Here is an 18409-nt window from a genome sequence, read left to right on the forward strand (position 1 = left end):
CGGCCTCCGCCGTCGCGGGGAGGCCCGGCACGCGCCCGCCCCCCTCCGGTGACACCCGCGGGACCGTGGATGTCACCGGGGTGGGAGCATCCTCGCGTGGAGATACAGGCACTGATCGATCAGCTGGCCGGACCCGACCACAAGGCGGCGGGGGACGCCCTCGCGGCCGTCGGCGAGCCCGCCGTCCGGCCCGTCCTGGCCGTCCTGTGCGACGAGGACTCCCCGGTCGACTGGACCACCGGCGCGACCGTCCTGCGGCGCCTCGGGCTCCCCGCCCTGGAACCGCTGCGCGAGGCCATGGCGGCCGCGCCCACCGCCGAGGTCGCCCGCCGCTGCGGCTGGGCCCACAGCGGTCTGGAGATCGCCGACCCGGCGGCCTTCGTCCCCGGCCTGAGCCATCCGAGCGCCAAGGTCCGCGCGGACACCGCCTACGTCCTCCAACTCAGAGGGGAGGCGGCGCTGCCGCACGCCTCCGCCCTGCTCGCCCTCCTCGACGACCCTGACCCCGACGTCCGGCAACGCGTCGTCTGGGCCCTTGAGGAGCTCGGCCCCGGCGTCGTCCCTCTCCTGCGCGGGATCCGCCGCTCCCGGGGCGCCGCCCGCCGCCGCGCCCTGGAAGCCCTCGCCGCGGTCGGCGGCCCGTCCGCGCTGGACGACCGCGACCAGGCCCTCGTCCGGCGGCTGATCCGCGCCAAGATCGCAACGGAGACGCCCGGGCCCATGCACCTGTGCGGCACCTGGTACGCCGTCCCCACCGGCGACCGCGACGCCGTCCTCGACGCCTTCGGGCTCACCGGGCCCGAGCCCGTCACGATGCGGCTCGGCGCGTCCGCCTGGAACCACGACCAGCACGCCTGGCGCGGGGACCACCGCTCCTGCCGCCGCGCCTACGTCACCCCATGCCTGGACGGCTGGACCCTCGTCTTCGGCGATCCCTTCTTCGACCACGAGGAGGAGGAGATCGACGCCGCCGCGGTCCAGGAGCACTGCCGCGGCCTGAGCCGCCGCTTCGGCGCGGCCCACTGGTACGGCGCGAGCTGCGGCGACGACTGGACGGCCTGGTGCGTCGCCGAGGACGGCGACATCGTCCGCTACTACGACGTCTTCGACCCGGACGAACAGATCGGCTCCCACCCCGCCGAGGACGGCCTCGTCCTCCCGCATGACGACGCCTTCCCCGACGACGCCTTCGACGACGTCGACCTCCACGACAGCGCCGCCTTCCAGGCCCGCTACGCCCAGGTCAAGAAGGAGCTCGGCATCCCCGACGAGTGCCACGCCACCACGTTCGCGGCCCGCGCCTCGGTCGACCCGTCCGCTCTGGGCCCGCGCACGTCCGTCCAGGGTCACGGCGTCCTGGCGCTGACCTCCTGCGGCCGCCGCCACGGCCATCCGCCCGGCGTGCTGGAGATCTGACCCGGCGGGTGTCAGTAGGATGACCTGCCGATGGGCATCGAGATGGTCGCCGTCCCTCCGGGCACGGTGACGTTGTCGGACCGGCGGACGCGCCGCAGCTGGCCGGTCGACCTCGCGCCGTACCGGTTGGCGGCGCTCCCCGTCACGCAGGCGGAGTACGCGCGGGTCACCGCTGAGCGGCCGAGCACCGCCCGGGGAGACCGGCTGCCCGTCGAGGGCGTCTCGTGGCTGGACGCGGTCCGGTTCTGCAACGCCCTTTCCGGGAGTGAGGGGCTGGCGCCCGCCTATCGCCTCCATGCCGACGGCGCCGAGTGGGACGCCTCCGCCGACGGGTACCGGCTGCCGACCGAGGCCGAATGGGAGCACGCCTGCCGCGCCGGCACGACCGGCCCCCGGTACGGCCCGCTCGACGAGATCGCCTGGTATCGCGGCAACGCCGAGGAGCACGTCCACGAGGTGGGCGGCAGGCGGCCCAACGCGTGGGGCCTGCACGACATGCTCGGCAACGTCTGGGAGTGGTGCTGGGACCTCTACGACGCCGAGGTCTACGGCGCCTACCGGGTGCTCCGGGGCGGCGGCTGGTCCGACGAGCACTGGAGTTGCCGGGCGTCGGTGCGGCGCCGCAGCCACCCGACGTTCCGGATCGACGACGTGGGCTTCCGCGTGGCGCGTTCCGCCGCCGGCTGACCGCTCTTCACGCTGTCCGGAAGGGCCGGCCGTCCGCGCTCACAGGGATGGTAGATCGTTCGTTTTTGCTGGCCAGTGGCGCTTTTGCCGTTTTAGTCCCGATTCCTCGGGCTATGCCGTGAGAGACGGGGGAAGTCGGCAAGGAAGCGAAGGCTGATCATGGCGGAAGCGGACACGGGGAACGGCGGCAAGGCGCAGGACCTCCCCGTCGGGGAGCTCAAGGACGCCGGCCGCGCCCTGGTCCAGGCGCTCATGGTGCGGGCGCTGGAGAAGGCGAGCGGCCGGATCGAGGGTCTGACCGAGCGGTTGGACGCCCGGAACGGCGGGGGAGCCGCCGGGAAGGCGGCGGCCACCGGCGCGAAGAAGATCGTCGAGGGCGAGTCCCCGATCAAGGCGGGCCTCAGCGCCGGCGCCGGCGGGGCGAAGGAACTGGTGAAGGACAAGGTGAAGAGCGCCGTCGGCGGTGGCGGCAAGGACGGCAAGGGCGGCGGCCAGGGCAAGATGAAGGTCACCGACATCATGGAGGAGTTCGACGTCGGACTCCCGCGCCGCGTGGCCTACGACCAGTGGACGCAGTTCGCCGACTACCCGAGCTTCACCAAGAAGGTGGAGAGCGTCGAGCAGGAGTCCGACGAGAAGATCAACTGGCGGGCGCAGATCTTCCTGTCCCACCGCACCTGGGAATCGACGATCACCGAGCAGGTCCCCGACGAGCGGATCGTCTGGAAGTCCAAGGGCCCCAAGGGCTACGTCGACGGCGCCGTGACGTTCCACGAGCTGGCGCCGTCCATGACGCGGGTCCTGCTGGTGGCCGAGTACCACCCGGACGGCTTCCTCGAGAAGACCGCGAACATGTGGCGCGCCCAGGGCCGCCGCCTGCGTCTGGACTTCAAGCACATCAAGCGCCACATGATGACCAGGACGCTGCTGGAGCAGGAGGAGGTCGAGGGCTGGCGCGGCGAGATCCGCGACGGCGAGGTCGTCAAGACCCACGAGGACGCCCTCAAGGAGGAGCGGGAAGCCGGGGAGCGCGAAGAGGAGCAGGAGAAGCCGGAGGCGAAGCAGGACGAGACGGACGAGCCGAAGGCGGAGGACGAGGGGAAGAAGCAGGAGGAGAAAGAGGCCGAGAGCGCCCGCGCCTGACGTCTCCGCTGGTGGAAGGCGGCGCTGAGGGGGCAAGGAGACCCCCGGGGACCAGGAACGAGCATCGGGGGGAACGATGAGCGACGGCGCGTCCGGCAAGGCGGATCGCGAGGAGAACGGGTCCCGCGATGACTCCGAGGGCCTGACCGGCAGGACGCTGCAACCGGACAGGCGGGCGCAGCCCCCGGAGGGGCCGGACGTCCACCTCGACGTCCCGCAGCTCAAGGTGGAGGAGATCTCGCTGGAGGTCGACAACCTCGAGGCGCACGTCTCGCTCGTCGCCGAGGTCCTCGACCTGCTCAAGCTGAACGTCGGCGCGGACGTGTTCCTCGGCCGGGTCAAGCTGGAGATCAAGGGGGTCGAGGCGGAGGCGGAGCTCCAGGTCCGGCTGGACAACGTGGCCGTCATCGTCGACCGCGTCCTGACCACCCTCGACCGCAACCCGGAGATCCTCCAGCACATCGGCCGCGGCCTGGAGCCGGCGGTGAGCGACATCGGCTCCGGGACCGGCAGCGCCGTGGGCGAGGTCGGCAAGGGCGCCAGGGGCGCCGTGGAGGACGTCGGCCGCGGAGCCGGCGGCGCCGTCGAGAGCGTCGGCGAGGGCGCGGGCGGAGCGGTGAAGGACGTCGGCGAAGGCGCGGGCGGCGCCGTCAAGGACGTCGGCAAGGGCGCGGGCGAGGGCGTCAGCGAGGTGGGCCGAGGCGCCGGCCGAGCCGCCGAGGAGGTGGGCGAGGGCGCGGGCGAGGTGTCCGACGACGAGGACGAGCCGGAGGGAGAGAAGGACACGAAGGACGGAGCCGAGACGTCCGACCAGGAGCAGGATGTCACCGCACTCCAGGGAGCCCTGCGCGAGACCGAGGATTCCGTCCGCGAACTGGGCAGGGCCCTCCTGAGGATGGTCTCCCAGCAACGAGGAGGCACGCGCTCATGAGCCCCGGCGACCTCCCGGACGAAGGCCTCCAGCGCACGGCGGACATCCTCTTCACCGCCAAGGTGAAAGCCGACGAACTCCGCTTCGACGTGGTCCCCGACGTCTCGGTGACGTTCACCGAGGGCTCGTCGGACGAGTCCGCCTCCGGAAGCGCCCGAACCAACCTCCCGGACAAGGCCGAAGCCCGAACCACCTACCAGGACATCCAGATCGACTACGCCGTAGCCGCCAAACTCACCCCGCCTGAAGAGTGACCGTCGGAGGCTGATCCAGCATCGGGGTCGCGGGCGAGGACGGCGCGGTGCTGATGCCGCGTCACTGCCTCGGGCCGCTGGGGGGTGAAAGGGTGAGGGGCCTGGCGTGCGCCAGACCCCCCGGGGATCAGGGCCCGGTGACTTCCGGGCCCCGCGAGTGGGTCAGTCCTCGGCGCGGACAGCGCCGACGATGAAACCCGCGGCGACGGGGCAGGCGCAGAAGAGAACGCTTGCGACGACGCGCGCGAGGGTGCCGACGGCGGTTCCGGAGATGGAAACGACGGTGACGCCGAAGGCGGCCATAGGGACGCACACGATGCTGAACGCGATCATCGTGATCACCCAGATGTGGGCGACACGGATGGCCTTCACCCGCTCGGGCTTGTCGAGGTTGCCCGCGATGCGGCCGGCGACGGCGCCGCCGAAGCCGGCGATGGCGCCGGCGGTGGCGCCGGTGAGGAGGTTGCGGCCGAAGCCGCCCCAGTCACCGTAGGTGAAGAAGCCGGCTCCGTCGTGCCAGTTGTCGGCGAGCTGGACGGCGTAGCCCAGAGTCCCGATGACGACTCCGAAGAGGACGCCGACGATGGTTCCCGCGGCGACGGAGATCAGCGTGCGCTTCATGGTCGCGACCAGCCGACGCGCGTCCGTCCAGATCTCCTGGAGCCTGACCCCGAAGGCCTGCTGCCGGCTCTTGGAAAGCGGCTGAAGCTTTTTCATGGTGCTTCCTTTGTCTGGGGTGCGCGTGCCTGGCACGTGCACCGGTTGTTTGTTGAGCGGCCGTGGTCTCATCGCGGCCTCGGGGACTACCGTGCCGAGTACGGCCGTCCCGGCAAACGATCAGTTGGCGTTCTCGCCTGGCGGCGGCACCCGGCCCACCCGGTCCAAGGCTCGATCAAATGTTCGAGATTCTCGGGTCTGCGGTCGCTCCGGGGGCTAGATCGTTGATGGGGGTTGTTGAGTGCTCTGGTTAGTGGTCGTAGGCGGTAAGTGATCGCTTGGTTGGGGCGTCGATGAGCCAGTTGTGCCAGATCGCGGCGTTGAGGGCGCAGATGCGCTGGCACAGGCGCGTCCACAGGCCTTCGGTGGTGCGGGCGGCGTGGCGTTCCAGCCCGAGTTGGTTCTTCAGTGTCCAGATCACCGCCTCGATACGCTGGCGCAGCCAGCTGGGGAACACCTTCACGGCGGGTTCGGGCTCGTCGTCGCGGACGGGGCGGATCAGGATATGGCCCAGGTCGGCGGCGGCCTTTTCCACCCCGGCTCCGGCGAATCCCTTGTCGCACACGATCGGGCACGGTCCCGGCGCGGCCTGCTGGACGTGCAGCAGGTGCACGGCCTGTTTGCGTTCGTCCAGCTCTTTGGGGTGGGCCAGGCTGAAGGAGCACACCGCGCCTTCGGCGGTGGTGATCAGCATCAGTTTGGCGCCCCAGTAGAAGGCGTGGTGGGACTTGTCCATGCCGTAGCCGGCGATCTCGCCCAGGGCCGAGCGGTGCACGGTGGTGCGTGAGGCGCCGCAGCGCAGCGGAGTGCCGTCCATCAGCCGCAGCCGCTCCTGCCAGGAGGGCGTCTGGCGGACCAGCCACATCGAAGCGGCGAACAGAGCGGGCGCGGCATCGCGCAGGTGCCGGTTGTACTCGGACTGACCGGGCAGCCGCGGGAACAGGTGCCCGATCCTGCCGGGCGCGGTCCGCAGCCACCGCCGCTCGGAATCGCAGCCGAGCAGGACCTGGGCCACAGCGACGCACACCAGTTCAGCGTCGTTGAGGGTGCGGTCGGGGCCGCGTCTGCGGGTGCGGTCGGCCGACCGCAGGACGTGATCGTCCAGATGGACGTAGAGTGCGGTCAGAAGGGCGTCCAGGTTTGTCTTCACACACTGATCATGGGCGCCCTTCGTCATGCCCGCAGCGGTTCAGCAAACCCCCATCAACGATCTAGGGTCGCGGCGTGGCGAACTCCGAGAGTGCCGAGCCCTGCGACGGCTTCTGGGCCGACACCGCCAGGATCCGGGCCGGTTACCTGGCCGAGGTGCCCGCGCACCTGCTGGTGATGAAGCTCGCCGAGGAGGTCGGCGAGGTCGCCGAGGCCTACATCGGGATGACCGGCGGCAACCCGCGCAAGGGCGTCCACAAGACGGCCGCGGACGTCCTGGACGAGCTGGCCGACGTGATCCTCGCCGCCGCCGTCCCCATGGTCGACCTGGCCGGGGGCCCCGAACAGGCCGCACGGCACCTGGCCGGACGGCTCGGCGTCGTCTCCGCCCGCGCCACCGCCCCGGCCGCGAACGGCTGGCACGGATCCTTCATCGCGCCCCACGTCCTGCTGCGGCGCGAGGACGGCGCCGTGCTGATGCTGCGCCGCCACAACACCGGATACCGCGACGGATGGCTGTGCCCGCCCGCAGGACGGATCGAGCCCGGCGAGGACGTCCTGGCCGCGGCGATCCGCGAGGCCGGGGAGGAGACCGGCGTGACGCTCCACCGCGACGACGCCGAGTTCTCCCACGTCCTGCACCGCACCGCCGAGTCGTTGCCGGGCCCCTGCCAAGCGGTCAGCGACTACTGGTTCACGTTCCGGACCTGGGGAGGCGAGCCGCACGCGGCCGAGCCCGACAAGGCTTCGGAGGCGCTGTGGATCGATCCGGCGGCTCCACCGGCCGACGTGATCCCCCACTGCGCACAGGTCCTCGCCGCCATCGGCCGCGGGGAGACGTTCAGCGTCCACGGCTGGACACCGGACGCCTGAGTCGCGGCGCGCCGTCCGTCACGACCCCTCCCCATGACGGCGGACACGCCGCGACCACCTGTCATTCGTCGCAACGGCCGTCGGCGGATGCCGCACAAGATCGCTGATCTCCATCCCGGAGGGAGCGACGCCACAGGAGTGGGCAACGCTCATCGGCAAGCGTTGCCCGCGAGCGCGAGTGGGGCGGTCGGTCATGGACGGATACGGCACCAGATCCACTTGCCGCCGGCCGGGTCGCCTGTGACGCCGCACCTGGTCGACAGCGCCTGGACGATGTGGAGGCCCCAGCCGCCGTTGTCGTCGAACGCCTCCTCGGACAGGTCCAGGTCTTCGAGGGTGAGTTCCTTCGTCGGCCTGCTCTGGGGAAGGGCGTAGTCCGCGTCCCAGACGGCGATGACGACGCCGTGCGCGTCCCGGCTGAGCTGGAGGCGGATCTCCTTGTGAGGCGTCTGCCGCGCCGCGTTCGTGACGAGCTCCGACACGACCAGAAGCGCATTGTCGAGAATGTGGAAATAGTCCCAGTTGCGGATTCGTGCGTCCACAAGAGTGCGCGCCAGCCCCACTGCGGACGGTGTTCCCACAAGGGGCATAAGTAGATCTCCGCTCGCCGTCATCGCCATCGTCCCCACCCTTGTCAGAGATTCCGATTCCTGCGACAAGGGTCACCCGAACGACTTATGGTCTGCCTGTAGTCATCCGAGCTGAATACAGGGAGAGTGAAAATGCCCATCGTCCGCGATCCCCTCAACCCCAAGCTCTCGATGTGGTACTTCTTGGCCTTCTACCTGCGGTTTTTGCGCGAGAAGACAGGTCTCTCCCTCACGCAGTGCGGGGAGATCATGGGGGTTCAGCGCGGCACTGTTTCCAACTTCGAAGCGGGACGGCGGCGGCCACAAGAAGATCACATGCGGGCGCTCGACAAGTACTATGAAACTGGATGGCTTTTTCAGCTATTGCTCTGGTTTGCCCGAATGGCTCATGATCCTAACTGGGGGAGGCAACTCGTCAAGTACGAGCAGGAGACAACGCTGATCAAGGCCTACCACGGTCAGGTGATCCCGCTGGCACTCCAGACGGACGAATACACCTGGGCTTACGTCCAGGCCGGGACTCCGAAGGACTTCGAGGCGGAGATGGCCGAGCGCGTTGCTCGGAAGAAGTCCTTTTTCAGCCGGGGAACCGAGGTCGAGATGTGGGCCACGATCGATGAGAGCGTCCTGGCCCGTGAAGTCGGCGGTCCGGAGGTGCAGAAGGCCCAGTTGGAGCACCTACTCGCCATGGCGGACTTGCCGCAGGTCAGCCTCCGTATCGTTCCGTTCAAGTCGGGGGCTCACCTGGGGGTTGACGGCTCGCTCCAGATCCTCAGCCTGGGAAGCCGTGACATCGCCTATTCGGGTGCCCAGAACGGCGGCCGCTTGATCGAAACGCCTGGCGAAGTCCGAGAATTGTCGGTTAAGTTCGACCGTATCGGCGCGAAGGCGGCCTCCCTGGAAGACTCGCGCGAGATCATCAAGCGGTACTTGGAGAGTTACGAATGAGCGTCCAGTGGCGTAAGAGCACTCACAGCGGTGGAGCAGATGACCAGCATTGCGTTGAGCTGGGACGACTTGCGCCGGGGGGCGGGATCGGGGTTCGGGACAGCAAGGACCCGAACGGGGGACACCTCACCCTCTCCGGGGCCCGGTTCGCCGGTCTGATCGAGCAGATCAAGCATGTCTCGGCCCGCTGACCGTCCTCGCCGATGAGGCGCGGTGGATCGTCGCGGGACGCCCCTCCGGGGCGAGCAAGGCCTGGTGGGTACCAGGCCCCGCGAGTGGGGCCGGAATCGGTGAGGGCGACGCAGACGGCGATCCCGACGATGACAAGCACCCCCTGACGTCCGATCCGGATGGGGGAAGAAAAGAGAACGGGGAGCCTGGCGGTGCCAGGCTCCCCGTTGAACGAGGCCCGATGGGTGCCGGGCTTCGCAGGTGGGTCAGTTGTCGGCGCGGAGTTCGCCGACGACGACACCCGCGGCGTAGCCGCAGGCGGTGATGAGGAGGCTCCCGGGGTAGCGGTCGAGGAAGCTGCCCCCGATGGGCCCGGTGATGGACACGGCGGTGACGCCGAAGGCGGCCAGAGCGACGAACGCGAAGCAGGCCACGATCGCCACGACGACGGCCACGCAGGCGACACGGGCGAAGATCATCCGCGTGCGCGCGTCGCCGCCTTTGGTGAAGGCGTTGCCGAAGCCGACGCAGATGGCGCCGATGGCGCCGGTGATGGCGCCGACGGCGGCCTTGGTGCCCATGTAGCCGAAGTCGCCGAACTCGAACGGGTCGACGCCGTGGTTCCAGAGGTCAGCGAGATAGACGGAGTAGTCCAGGCTCTCGATGAGGCCTCCGATGACGGCGCCGACGACGGCGCCGATGGCGACCGAGATCAGCCGCCGCCTGTGCGCCGAGAGCAGCCGGCGCGTGGTCGTCCCGATCTGCCGGAGCCAGTTCGGCGCCTTCAGCGGACGCTTGGTGAACGAGTCCAGTCGAAACCTGTTCATTTTGGTTCCCCTCTTTGGGTCAGGGTGCGTGTGCCTTGCACGCGCAACCGGGTTGTTTGTCGAGCGCTCGTGGTTCGTCCACGGCCTCGGGTCCTACCGTGCCGAGTTCGGTCCGTCCGGCAAACACCGGGTGCCCGCCGCCGGACATCGAGGGCTCTCCGCTGCCCCGCGCAGGAGGGCGCCGAGGCGCTACAGGCCGTTCTTCGGGTGCGGCCCGGCCATCGCATCTGCGCCGCCGTTCGGCGAAAGCGTAACCTCTAGGTTACGCTTTCGGTGTGGACGACGTGGTGAGAGCGATCGTGGACCCGGTGCGCCGGGAGATCTTGGTCATGCTGCACGGCGGCCGGCTCACGGCGGGGCAGATCGCCGGACACTTCGAGATCAGCAGGCCGGCCGTGAGCCGCCACCTGCGCGTGCTCCGGGAGAGCGGGCTGGTACGCGACGAACTCGTCGGCAGGGAACGGCTCTACGAGATGGACCCGGAGCGGCTGACCGGCCTCGTCGCGTGGCTCGCGCGGTTCGACCGGCCGCTCGGCTGGGAGCACCGCTTCGACGCGCTGGAGACGGAGGTCCACCGGACCCGTCGCGAACGCCGTCCCCGCAGGACCTCCGACGAGGCGAAGGAGAACACCGCGTGAACCCTCGACCCACCGGCAGGCTGGTTCGTACCCCCACTGGAAGCGATCTCGTCCTGACCCGGACGTTCCGGGCGTCCGCCGAGGACGTCTGGGCCAGCGTCACCGAGCCCGAGCGAACGGCCCGCTGGTTCGGCCCCTGGAAGGGCGACGCCGCGCCGGGCGGGACGATCCAGGTGCAGATGGCGTTCGAAGACCAGGCGCCCTGGTGCGACATGCGCATCGACGCATGCGACCCTCCGCGGCGGCTGGCCCTCACGGCGACGGACGAGTTCGGCACCTGGCGCATCGAGTTGCTGCTGTCCGAGGCCGAAGGTTCGACCCGGCTCCGGTTCGTGCAGCATCTCGACACCGAGGAGCAGGTCGGCGAGAACGGTCCGGGCTGGGAGTACTACCTGGACAGGCTCGTGGCCGCGCGCGACGGCTCACCCGAACCGGACTTCGACGCCTACCACCCCGCCATGAAGCCGTACTTCACCGAGCAGATCGAGCAGATCGAGCAGGACACGGCCCGCTGACCTGCGGCGTCTCCGAGCGTTCGGCCGGGGGCAGGGAGCAGGGACGGAAACGGGGGGACCTGGCAGAGCCAGGTCCCCCCGGGGAGCAGGGCCCGGCGGTGCCAGGTCCCGCGGGTGAGTCAGTCACCGCTGCGGACGGCGCCGACGATGAGCCCCGCAGCGTTGCTGCAGCAGCCGATGAGGAAGGCGCCGGGCGAGGTGCAGCCCTGAGGGCCGACCGGGCCGTGGACGGCGACGCCGAAGGCGGCCAGGACGACGAACGCGACGCAGGCGACGACCCCGACGATGACGATGACGCCGGCGATGCGGACGGCGAGGCGGACGTCCTTCTTCTCCGCGCCGAATTTCTTGGAGGCGCCGAAGACGCCGGCGAGGACGCCGAGGACGCCGAAGAGAGCACCCAAGGCCGCTCCGTCGATGACCCTCGCCATGAGGTGGCCGAGGTAGTGGAACGCGAAGGCGTCGATCTCGTGGCGGTGGTGGAGGTCGGCGATGAAGGCGACGTAGTCCAGGCCCCCGATGAGGCCTCCGACGACCGCGGCGAAGAGGATGCCCGCGGCGACCGGGATCAGCCGGGGCCTGCTCGCCTTGAGCAGCCGACGCGCTTTCGCCGAGATCCGCCGGAACCGGTCAGGCATGATCAGCTGAAGCTTGTTCATATTGTTTTTTCCTTTGGTCGTGGTGCGTGTGCCTGGCACGTGCACCGGGGTTGTTTGACGGGCGTTCGTGGCTTCACCACAGCCCCTCGGGTCCTACCGTGCCGAATGCGGCCCTCCTGGCAAACGATCGGCTGTGCCGTCCGCCTTGACCGGCGGGCTCAGGGCTTGACCCCGGGGTCCGCTTCCCGGACCGTCGGCAGGGATGTGGTTCGGGTGGACGCCGCACACCTGAGCGCGGCTCGCCCCCGGGTGCCGTGCTCCACTCCTGTGGGCGGCCGGACCGTCAGGAGTGACGGCGGGCTTCGACGATCCAGGCACACGAGTCGAAGTACACGCCGCTGCCGGTGCTGTGGGCGTCGAGAGCGGCGCGTAGCCGCGTGCGTGCCCGCTCGACCGTCGCCGCGTCGAGACCGGCGAGCCGGTCCTCGTCCCAGAGGCGGGTCACGTTGTCGAACGCGGCGGCGCCGTCCGGGCCGGGATCCCGGGGCGGGCTGATCGCGGAGTCCCATCCGTTGCGGTCGCGTCCCTGCCAGACCAGCAGCACCAGACGCGCCGCGGGGCGCGGAGCGGGCCCGATGTCGAGCACGCGGTCGCGGGGGCCGACACGGGCGGCGGCGCGGAAGATCTCGTTGTGCGGGCGCAGTTCCGCGTCGTGGTCGAACGGGCGGGCGTGGTCGGCCATGGTCGGCGGTTCCTCTCGAACAAGAGTTGCTGTGAACGGGGGATATGCGCCGCACCTGGGCCGCCGGAAACGTTTCCGAGGTGGCATTTCTCGTCTTTCTGCCGAGCGCCCGGGACATGTGATCATCGGGCTTATACAGTGGGCCGGATGACCCCCACTCTGAAGGCGCGAAAGGCCGTCGCCGTACTGGCGGCGGCTTTCGTATGTGTGCCACTGGCCGCGGAGAGCTCCTCGGCGGACGACACATTCCCCTCGCAGGACGCCTGTGCGGTGACGAACAACAACACCCCCTCCGGCGACTGCGGACCCTTCGTCCAGGTCTACGCGGAGAACTTCAACAACGGCGACGTGCCCGTGGGCGCGTTCAAGACGTGCGCCGGTGACGGAGACTTCCGCTGCGCCGGGCTGAAGGCCGGCTACTCCCACTACTACGACACGCTGGGCGCGTACCCCTCGGGCTGGCCGGACACCGCCACGAGCGGGGCCGACGGGAACGGCGGCCGGACGTTCGGCGGGTACTACCGGCCGGAGAAGGCCGTGAGCGTCCACACGGCGTCCAACGGGGACGGTCAGATGCGGGTCCGCATGACCTCCGACGGCTCCGTCAACTCCGTCGCCGCCGTGGTCCCCCGCAAGTGCATGAACCTGCGCTACGGGAAGTTCACCGAGCGGTTCATCGTCCGCACCCGCACCCCCGGCTTCAAGATGGCCCACCTGCGCTACACGCCGAACGAGGTGGACTACCCGGAGGCGGGCGGCAACTTCTCCGCCGACCCCGTGAGCGTCTTCACGCACGGCTTCAAGGAGTCCAACGCCGACGTGGCGCCCGGCACCGCGTGGACCTCGTGGCACACCTACTCCACGGAGATCGTGCCGGGTTCCCTGCGGTTCTACCTGGACGGCAAGCTGGTCAAGACCGTGAACGCCGACTTCCCCGAGGCGGCCGACTGGGTCCTGCAGAACGAGAGCGCGCTCGCCGGCGCCTACGCGGCCGCCGGGGCGTCGGTGGACATCGACACGACGTGGCTCACCTGCTACAAGTACGTGGCTCCCGCCTCCAGCTGATCTGCGGAGGGGCCGGTCTCGGCGACCTCGGAAGGACGGGTTCGGCTTCCGGGGAGAGCCCGGCCCCTCCCGCACACGTGCAAGGGGTGAGCGCGGTGGTGTGTCGTTCGCCCCGTGGACGTTCGCAGACGCCCCGCTAGCCGAGCAGTTCCTCCGGGCTGATCGACGTCGGGAAGCCTGTGCTGGCGCCCCACATCTCCGCGAACCGGCCGTCCTCGAAGCGGAAGATCTCGAACAGTTCGGGCTGCGCGTCGCCGTCCGGAAGGGCGAGCCCCTCGACGGTCGAGCGGACGGCGGCCCTGTCGCCGTCGACCAGGATGTCCCGGGCGACGACCCGCACCTCCGGGAACCGGGAGACGAGCACGCGCCAGGCCGCCTTGCCCGCCTCGAAACCGGCGCCGAGGGGATGGCTGAAGAAGTCGGGCGTGTGCAGAGCGGCCGCTGCATCGAACCGCCTGCTGTTGAAGCACTCCTGCATGCGTCGCACCAGGGTGCTCGCGTCCTCGCGGGTGGTCATCGGCGCGATCTCCTCGTGGCCGGTACGCGGTGGGCGGCGAACCTAAGCGGTGCGCCGCCCCGGTTATCTCCAGAGTATCCGGTGCGGCGCCCCGGTTACACTGGGACGGACATGTCCAGTCGGCCACCTGATCCCGACCCGGCGACGGCCACCCGGCGCGACCGGGGGATGCGGGCCGATGCGCGCCGCAATCGCGAGCGGGTCCTGCGGACCGCTCGGCGGCTGTTCGCGACGGAAGGACTGGGCGTCTCGCTCGACGAGATCGCCCGCCGCGCCGGCGTCGGCCCCGGCACCGTCCACCGGCACTTCCCGGCCAAGGAGGAGCTGTACCTCGCCGTCGCGATCGACATGCTGGAAGGGCTGATAGCCGAGGCGGAGGAACTCGCCGCCACCGGCGACCCCGAGGCCGTGTTCACGCTGCTGGCCCGAATGGTGGCCGCGGGGGCCGAGAACGAGGCCGTGAAGAGCGCGCTCGCGGCCGCCGAGTTCGACCTGCGCACCGCCGCCCCCGACGTCGCGGCGGACATCACCCGCCACGTGGCGGACCTGCTCGACCGGGCGCACGCGGCCGGAACAGTGCGCGACGACGTCACCGCCGACGAGGTGATGGCCCTGGTCGCCGGCGCCTTCGCCGCGATCCGCCACGCCGGAGCGGAAACCGACCGGGACCGATCAGCCCGCATCGCCCAGCTGATCCTGGACGGCCTGCGCCCCCGACCACGGGTGGGCCCCCGGCTCCGTTCCTAGGGCCCTAGGGCCCTGAAGGGGATGGCTGTCTCTTTCCTACCTTCGGAGTGCAACGTAATCCACACAATGGAGGCGGAATGGCGAAGACGGCAAGATTCGTCGCTGCGGGTGTCATCGCCACAGCCCTCGGGGGCGGTGTGCTCGGGGTAGTGGGAGGACAGGAGAACTCCACCGGTGCGGCGCCGGTCGGCGCTCTCTCCAGCACCAAGGCGATCGCCGGCTCGTCCGGGGCGCCGGAAAGCGGCGCCCCTGCCGGCGCCACCACGGGAACCCGCCAGAAGTCGGGCAGCCTGAGCGCGCGTGTTCCGCTCAAGTGCACCAAGGGTCGCGTCTGCACCTGGACCCAGTACAACTTCAAGGGAGACCCCGGCCGCAGCCTGGCCAAGCGCGGGGCCTGCTACCACGGCAGCCCGTTCAGATCGATGAAGAACCGCTCCAGCAGGCGCCTTCACGTGTACGTCGATATGAAGTGCAGGGGCGACAGCTACCAGGTCGTCCGGCCCGGCGCTTCTGTCAAGAAGTTCCGCCGGGGCGGGAACAGGTGGAGCTACAAGGTCAAGTGAGCCTCGTCTGGCAGAAGGCCGCCGCCATGCGGTGGCCTTCCGCCCTGAGGGCGGCGCGGCAGGCGTTCTCCCTGAAGGCGGGACCTTTCGCATTGGCGTCACAGACGCTTTTCACTCCCGATTCTCGTTCGCATGAGAGCTGCGTTCCCGGAACGGTGCATCGGCGAAAGGAACGATCCGGTGACCGGTTGAACCTTGGGCGAGGTTGGCGCGTCGGTAGGGGACGTAGATCAACGGAAGGAGCGGGATGCTCAATCTGGACGGGTGGAACGCGATCGACGGGGTGCTCAAGGCGCACTACGGGGACGCGGCGCGGCTGGAGTGGGACGCGCCCGTGCCGTACCGGCCGGCGGGGCCGATGCCGATGGGGCGGTTCGTCACCAACACGATCGCGATCTATCCGCGGGACGAGCCCGTGCCGCACTGGCATCTCGTCGGGTACGCGCTGACGGCGCCCTACGAGGAGCGCGGGTACGAGTTCACGCTGCGGGTGCCGCGGCGGCCGGAGGAGACGGAGGCGCCGAACTGGGCGCCGGCGCACCTGGAGCATCTGGCGTCGTACGTGGTGAAGAGCGGCAACGACTTCGAGGTGGGGCACTACATCGAGTTCCCCGACCCGCTCGACCCCGAGCGCCCCGACTCCGACGTCCGGGCCGGGGGGCTGGTGCTGGACCCGGAGCTCGGGCGGGCGCGGACCGACCGGGGGGACATCGCGTTCCTGCAGTTCGTCGGCCTCACCACCGACGAGCTGCACGCGGCGCAGTCGTGGCATGTGGACGGGCTCGTCGAGGCGATGGCCCCGCACCTGCCGATGCTGGTCACCGACCTCGACCGGATGTCGCTGGCGGATCTGCCCGACGTCGCCCGGACGGTCCGCGAGGGCTCGGCGCGGGAGGGGGCCGGCACCGGGTTCCTGTTCTTCCAGCGGCTGGCCGCCGACACCTCCGACGGCGTCACGCTGGAGATCGGCGTCCAGCACGTCTCGCAGTTCACCAAGGTGCTGCCGGCCCGGGTGCCGCACGGGAACCCGCTGATCCTGCGCGGTCCCGGAGAGCCCGTCGTGCTGCTCCCGGGCCGGGAGTTCCGGCACACCCGCACCGGCGAGGCCCTGGAGATCACGATGCCGGACGGGGTGACCCGCGCCGTCGCCGAGGCCGTCCGGCCCTCGCCCGGGACGTACCGGATCGGGCCGCTGACGGTGAACGTGGTCGCCTAGCCGGGTTCGGACGTCGTGTGCGGCAGGGCGACCATGGCCATGACGTGCTGCGCGGGGCTGCCCGGCGGGGCGTAGAGGAGGAACGGGCGGCCCGGGGAGTCGGTGCGGGTCTCGGCCTCGTAGAGGACGGCGACGCCCGCGCTGGACAGGTGGGTGACGCCGGTCAGGTCGACGGTGAGGGGCGTGGTGCCGCCGCGGGTGCGCACCACGAGCTCCTCGCGCAGCTGCTCGGCGGTGGCGGCGTCGATCGGGCCGTCCAGCCGGATCCGCGGGTGCCCCTCCGAGGGCTGGTCGAGGATCAGCAGCAGGTTCGGCAGGTCCGAGGGGGCCGGCGACGGCGTGACCTCGCCGGGGCTCAGCAGCCGCGCGGGGCGGGTCAGCCGGTGCCGGACGGTCGCCGTCGTCCCGCGCGGGCCCGTCTCGACGTGCAGGTCGTCGGCGAAGTCGCTCGCCATGGCCAGGCCGCGGCCGCGGTCCTCGGTGGGCTGCCAGGGCTCGCGCCAGTGGCCGTCGTCGGCGACCTCGATCTCGACGACGCCGCGTCCGGTGCACTCGGCCCGGATCCGGACGGCGCCGGGCGTGCCCTCGTAGGCGTGCTCGACCCCGTTGGTGACGAGCTCGCCGATCGCGTGGCGCAGGAGGATGACGTCCTCGGCGCGGGCCCCGAGGTCGTAGAGCCACTCGTCGAGGGCCTTGCGGGCGGCGGGGATCGCCTCCGACTCGGCCGGCAGGTCCAGCAGCAGCGGCGCGGTCAGGACCGTCCGCTGCGCGGCCAGCAGCGCGATGTCGTCGTCGTGCCCGGACGTCCTGATCAGCAGTTCCAGCGTCTGCGTGGTGAGGCGGTCGACGGCGGCGAGCCAGTCCTCGCGCAGCGCCCTTCCGGCGGCGACGTCCGCGGCGACCTTCGCCAGCTCGACGGTGCCCTCCGCGACCTCCCGGCCGGGCCGCCGCACGATGCCGTCGCTGTAGAGGAGGAGCTGGTCGCCGACGACGAGGCGGTCCTCGGCGAGCGGGAAGCCCTTCCCGGTGCCGAGCGGCCCGCCGCCGGTCGAGCGCAGGTAGCGGGCGGGGCCCGCGGACGGGAGCAGCAGCGGCGGCGGGTGCCCGGCCGTGCAGTACGTCAGCCGCCCGTCGGCCGGGTCCACGGCCGCGACGCACAGGGTCGCCGCCCGCGCGGCGGGGAGGCGTTCCGCCAGCCGGTCGGCGGCGGCGAGCGCCTCGGCGATGTCGCCGGTGTGGTCGAGCCGGTCCTCCAGGACGGCGCGGATCCGTCCCATCGCCGCCGACGCCTCGACGCCGTGCCCGGCCACGTCGCCGACGACGAGCGCCGTCCGGCCGTCCGGGAGGGGGACGGCGTCGAACCAGTCGCCGCCCGCGGCCGCGCCGCCGCCGGCGGGCAGGTAGCTGCCGCCGATCTGCAGGCCCGGCAGGATCGGCAGGCCCGCGGGCAGGAGCCGCCGCTGCAGGATCCCGACGACGTCACCGGGACCGTCCTCGGCGTCCTCGGCGGCGCGGCGGGCCGCCTGCCGCTCCCGCACCCGCTCGGTGACGTCCTGCGCGAACGCCACGAGCCGGACGACCTCTCCGGTCGCGGACTTCTGCGGGACGACCGTGCAGTCGATGTAGACGTCCTCGCCGGGGCCGGTCTCGCGGGGGAGCTGGATCCGCCACTCGCGCGCCGTCACGGTCTGGCCGGTGCGGAACGGGCGGTCGAGCAGGTCGAACAGCTGCTGGGCGACGAGCTCGGGGAACAGCTCGGACGCGGAGCGGCCGAGCATGTCGTCCCGCTCCACCAGGGCCCGGTAGGCGGCGTTCACCGCGACCAGGCGGTACTCGCCGGGGCTCTCGACTCCGGCGACCGCGGCCGGGATCGCCTCGAACACCTGCCGGACGGTCCGGGCGTCGCCGGTGAGCCTGTCCATGTCCTCGTCGCGTGCGGACTCTTGCATCAACCCTCCGGATGGTCACCTCCGTGCGTCCCTTTGTTTCCGACTCATCCGGGTTAACACCTTGTGACGCACTCGTTGCGCAAGCATCCGGTACCCGCTTGCGTCGAGGAGATTCATCTCATACCCGGGGCGTCCCGCGCCAGGCCCGCGCG

Annotated in this window: 22 protein-coding genes; 14 read left to right on the plus strand and 8 right to left on the minus strand. The window is 70.8% G+C overall.

Annotated elements, in window-relative coordinates; genetic code table 11:
- Positions 1-96 precede the first annotated feature (96 nt).
- The 5 genes from ACQEU6_RS38940 to ACQEU6_RS38960 all read left to right on the plus strand — a co-directional run bounded on the left by ACQEU6_RS38940 (position 97) and on the right by ACQEU6_RS38960 (position 4431).
- Entirely contained in the window at positions 97-1416 is a 1320-nt protein-coding gene (locus tag ACQEU6_RS38940) for a HEAT repeat domain-containing protein (RefSeq protein ID WP_499338702.1), read from the plus strand.
- Positions 1417-1458: 42 nt separating this feature from the next.
- The gene (locus ACQEU6_RS38945) at positions 1459-2103 is read left to right on the plus strand and encodes a formylglycine-generating enzyme family protein (RefSeq protein WP_499340495.1); all 645 of its coding nucleotides are present in this window, start codon (positions 1459-1461) and stop codon (positions 2101-2103) included.
- Positions 2104-2262: 159 nt separating this feature from the next.
- Positions 2263-3246, plus strand: a complete 984-nt coding sequence (locus tag ACQEU6_RS38950) for an SRPBCC family protein (protein ID WP_499338703.1) — start codon at positions 2263-2265, stop codon at positions 3244-3246.
- 76 nt (positions 3247-3322) lie between these two features.
- Positions 3323-4177 carry a hypothetical protein gene (locus ACQEU6_RS38955; protein ID WP_499338704.1) on the plus strand — a complete coding sequence of 285 codons (855 nt, stop codon included), beginning with the start codon at positions 3323-3325 and terminating at the stop codon, positions 4175-4177.
- Positions 4174-4431, plus strand: coding sequence for a hypothetical protein (locus ACQEU6_RS38960; protein WP_499338705.1), 258 nt, complete (start codon positions 4174-4176; stop codon positions 4429-4431). The genes ACQEU6_RS38955 and ACQEU6_RS38960 overlap by 4 nt, the downstream gene beginning before the upstream one ends.
- A 162-nt stretch (positions 4432-4593) precedes the next feature.
- Here the strand turns inward: ACQEU6_RS38960 and ACQEU6_RS38965 are convergent, their stop codons facing one another.
- Positions 4594-5148: a hypothetical protein gene (locus ACQEU6_RS38965; RefSeq protein WP_499338706.1), complete on the minus strand. Its 555-nt coding sequence runs from the start codon at positions 5146-5148 to the stop codon at positions 4594-4596.
- A gap of 250 nt (positions 5149-5398) precedes the next feature.
- The gene (locus ACQEU6_RS38970; RefSeq protein ID WP_499328793.1) at positions 5399-6298 is read right to left on the minus strand and encodes a transposase; all 900 of its coding nucleotides are present in this window, start codon (positions 6296-6298) and stop codon (positions 5399-5401) included.
- A 74-nt stretch (positions 6299-6372) separates the two neighbouring features.
- Here ACQEU6_RS38970 and ACQEU6_RS38975 point away from each other — a divergent pair, with 74 nt between their 5' ends.
- Positions 6373-7170: an NUDIX domain-containing protein gene (locus ACQEU6_RS38975; RefSeq protein WP_499338707.1), complete on the plus strand. Its 798-nt coding sequence runs from the start codon at positions 6373-6375 to the stop codon at positions 7168-7170.
- Positions 7171-7361: 191 nt separating this feature from the next.
- Here ACQEU6_RS38975 and ACQEU6_RS38980 read toward each other — a convergent pair whose 3' ends face one another.
- Complete coding sequence (locus ACQEU6_RS38980; RefSeq protein WP_499338708.1) at positions 7362-7790, minus strand: ATP-binding protein; 429 nt, start codon at positions 7788-7790, stop codon at positions 7362-7364.
- A 102-nt stretch (positions 7791-7892) separates the two neighbouring features.
- Between ACQEU6_RS38980 and ACQEU6_RS38985 the strand changes: the two genes are divergently transcribed.
- Positions 7893-8708 (plus strand): helix-turn-helix domain-containing protein, encoded by an 816-nt coding sequence (locus tag ACQEU6_RS38985; protein ID WP_499338709.1) that lies wholly within the window; start codon positions 7893-7895, stop codon positions 8706-8708.
- On the plus strand, positions 8705-8899 hold the full coding sequence (locus ACQEU6_RS38990) for a DUF397 domain-containing protein (RefSeq protein WP_499338710.1): 195 nt from the start codon (positions 8705-8707) through the stop codon (positions 8897-8899). Before ACQEU6_RS38985 ends, ACQEU6_RS38990 begins: the two co-directional genes overlap by 4 nt.
- 246 nt (positions 8900-9145) lie before the next feature.
- Here ACQEU6_RS38990 and ACQEU6_RS38995 read toward each other — a convergent pair whose 3' ends face one another.
- Positions 9146-9706, minus strand: a complete 561-nt coding sequence (locus ACQEU6_RS38995) for a hypothetical protein (RefSeq protein WP_499338711.1) — start codon at positions 9704-9706, stop codon at positions 9146-9148.
- Positions 9707-9981: 275 nt separating this feature from the next.
- Between ACQEU6_RS38995 and ACQEU6_RS39000 the strand changes: the two genes are divergently transcribed.
- Positions 9982-10344, plus strand: coding sequence for a metalloregulator ArsR/SmtB family transcription factor (locus ACQEU6_RS39000; protein WP_499338712.1), 363 nt, complete (start codon positions 9982-9984; stop codon positions 10342-10344).
- Positions 10341-10859, plus strand: coding sequence for an SRPBCC family protein (locus ACQEU6_RS39005; RefSeq protein WP_499338713.1), 519 nt, complete (start codon positions 10341-10343; stop codon positions 10857-10859). Before ACQEU6_RS39000 ends, ACQEU6_RS39005 begins: the two co-directional genes overlap by 4 nt.
- A gap of 119 nt (positions 10860-10978) precedes the next feature.
- Here ACQEU6_RS39005 and ACQEU6_RS39010 read toward each other — a convergent pair whose 3' ends face one another.
- Both ACQEU6_RS39010 and ACQEU6_RS39015 read right to left on the minus strand, forming a co-directional pair.
- Positions 10979-11518 carry a hypothetical protein gene (locus ACQEU6_RS39010; protein WP_499338714.1) on the minus strand — a complete coding sequence of 180 codons (540 nt, stop codon included), beginning with the start codon at positions 11516-11518 and terminating at the stop codon, positions 10979-10981.
- 283 nt (positions 11519-11801) lie between these two features.
- Positions 11802-12200 (minus strand): hypothetical protein, encoded by a 399-nt coding sequence (locus tag ACQEU6_RS39015; RefSeq protein WP_499338715.1) that lies wholly within the window; start codon positions 12198-12200, stop codon positions 11802-11804.
- 147 nt (positions 12201-12347) lie between these two features.
- On the opposite strand from ACQEU6_RS39015, the gene ACQEU6_RS39020 reads away from it, so the two are divergent.
- A complete protein-coding gene (locus ACQEU6_RS39020) occupies positions 12348-13265 on the plus strand; it encodes a LamG domain-containing protein (RefSeq protein WP_499338716.1) in 918 nt (305 codons plus the stop codon).
- 136 nt (positions 13266-13401) lie between these two features.
- Here ACQEU6_RS39020 and ACQEU6_RS39025 read toward each other — a convergent pair whose 3' ends face one another.
- Positions 13402-13782, minus strand: a complete 381-nt coding sequence (locus tag ACQEU6_RS39025) for a nuclear transport factor 2 family protein (protein ID WP_499338717.1) — start codon at positions 13780-13782, stop codon at positions 13402-13404.
- Positions 13783-13893: 111 nt separating this feature from the next.
- Here ACQEU6_RS39025 and ACQEU6_RS39030 point away from each other — a divergent pair, with 111 nt between their 5' ends.
- The 3 genes from ACQEU6_RS39030 (at position 13894) to ACQEU6_RS39040 (ending at position 16308) form a co-directional block, all read left to right on the plus strand.
- Positions 13894-14529 (plus strand): TetR/AcrR family transcriptional regulator, encoded by a 636-nt coding sequence (locus ACQEU6_RS39030; protein WP_499338718.1) that lies wholly within the window; start codon positions 13894-13896, stop codon positions 14527-14529.
- Positions 14530-14606: 77 nt separating this feature from the next.
- Positions 14607-15092, plus strand: a complete 486-nt coding sequence (locus tag ACQEU6_RS39035; RefSeq protein WP_499338719.1) for a peptidase inhibitor family I36 protein — start codon at positions 14607-14609, stop codon at positions 15090-15092.
- 247 nt (positions 15093-15339) lie between these two features.
- Entirely contained in the window at positions 15340-16308 is a 969-nt protein-coding gene (locus ACQEU6_RS39040) for a suppressor of fused domain protein (protein WP_499338720.1), read from the plus strand.
- Here ACQEU6_RS39040 and ACQEU6_RS39045 read toward each other — a convergent pair.
- A complete protein-coding gene (locus ACQEU6_RS39045; RefSeq protein ID WP_499338721.1) occupies positions 16305-18257 on the minus strand; it encodes a SpoIIE family protein phosphatase in 1953 nt (650 codons plus the stop codon). The two genes, ACQEU6_RS39040 and ACQEU6_RS39045, sit on opposite strands and share 4 nt — an antisense overlap.
- Positions 18258-18409: the final 152 nt, after the last annotated feature.

This window comes from Spirillospora sp. CA-108201 (assembly GCF_050936235.1).
Classification (GTDB): domain Bacteria; phylum Actinomycetota; class Actinomycetes; order Streptosporangiales; family Streptosporangiaceae; genus Spirillospora.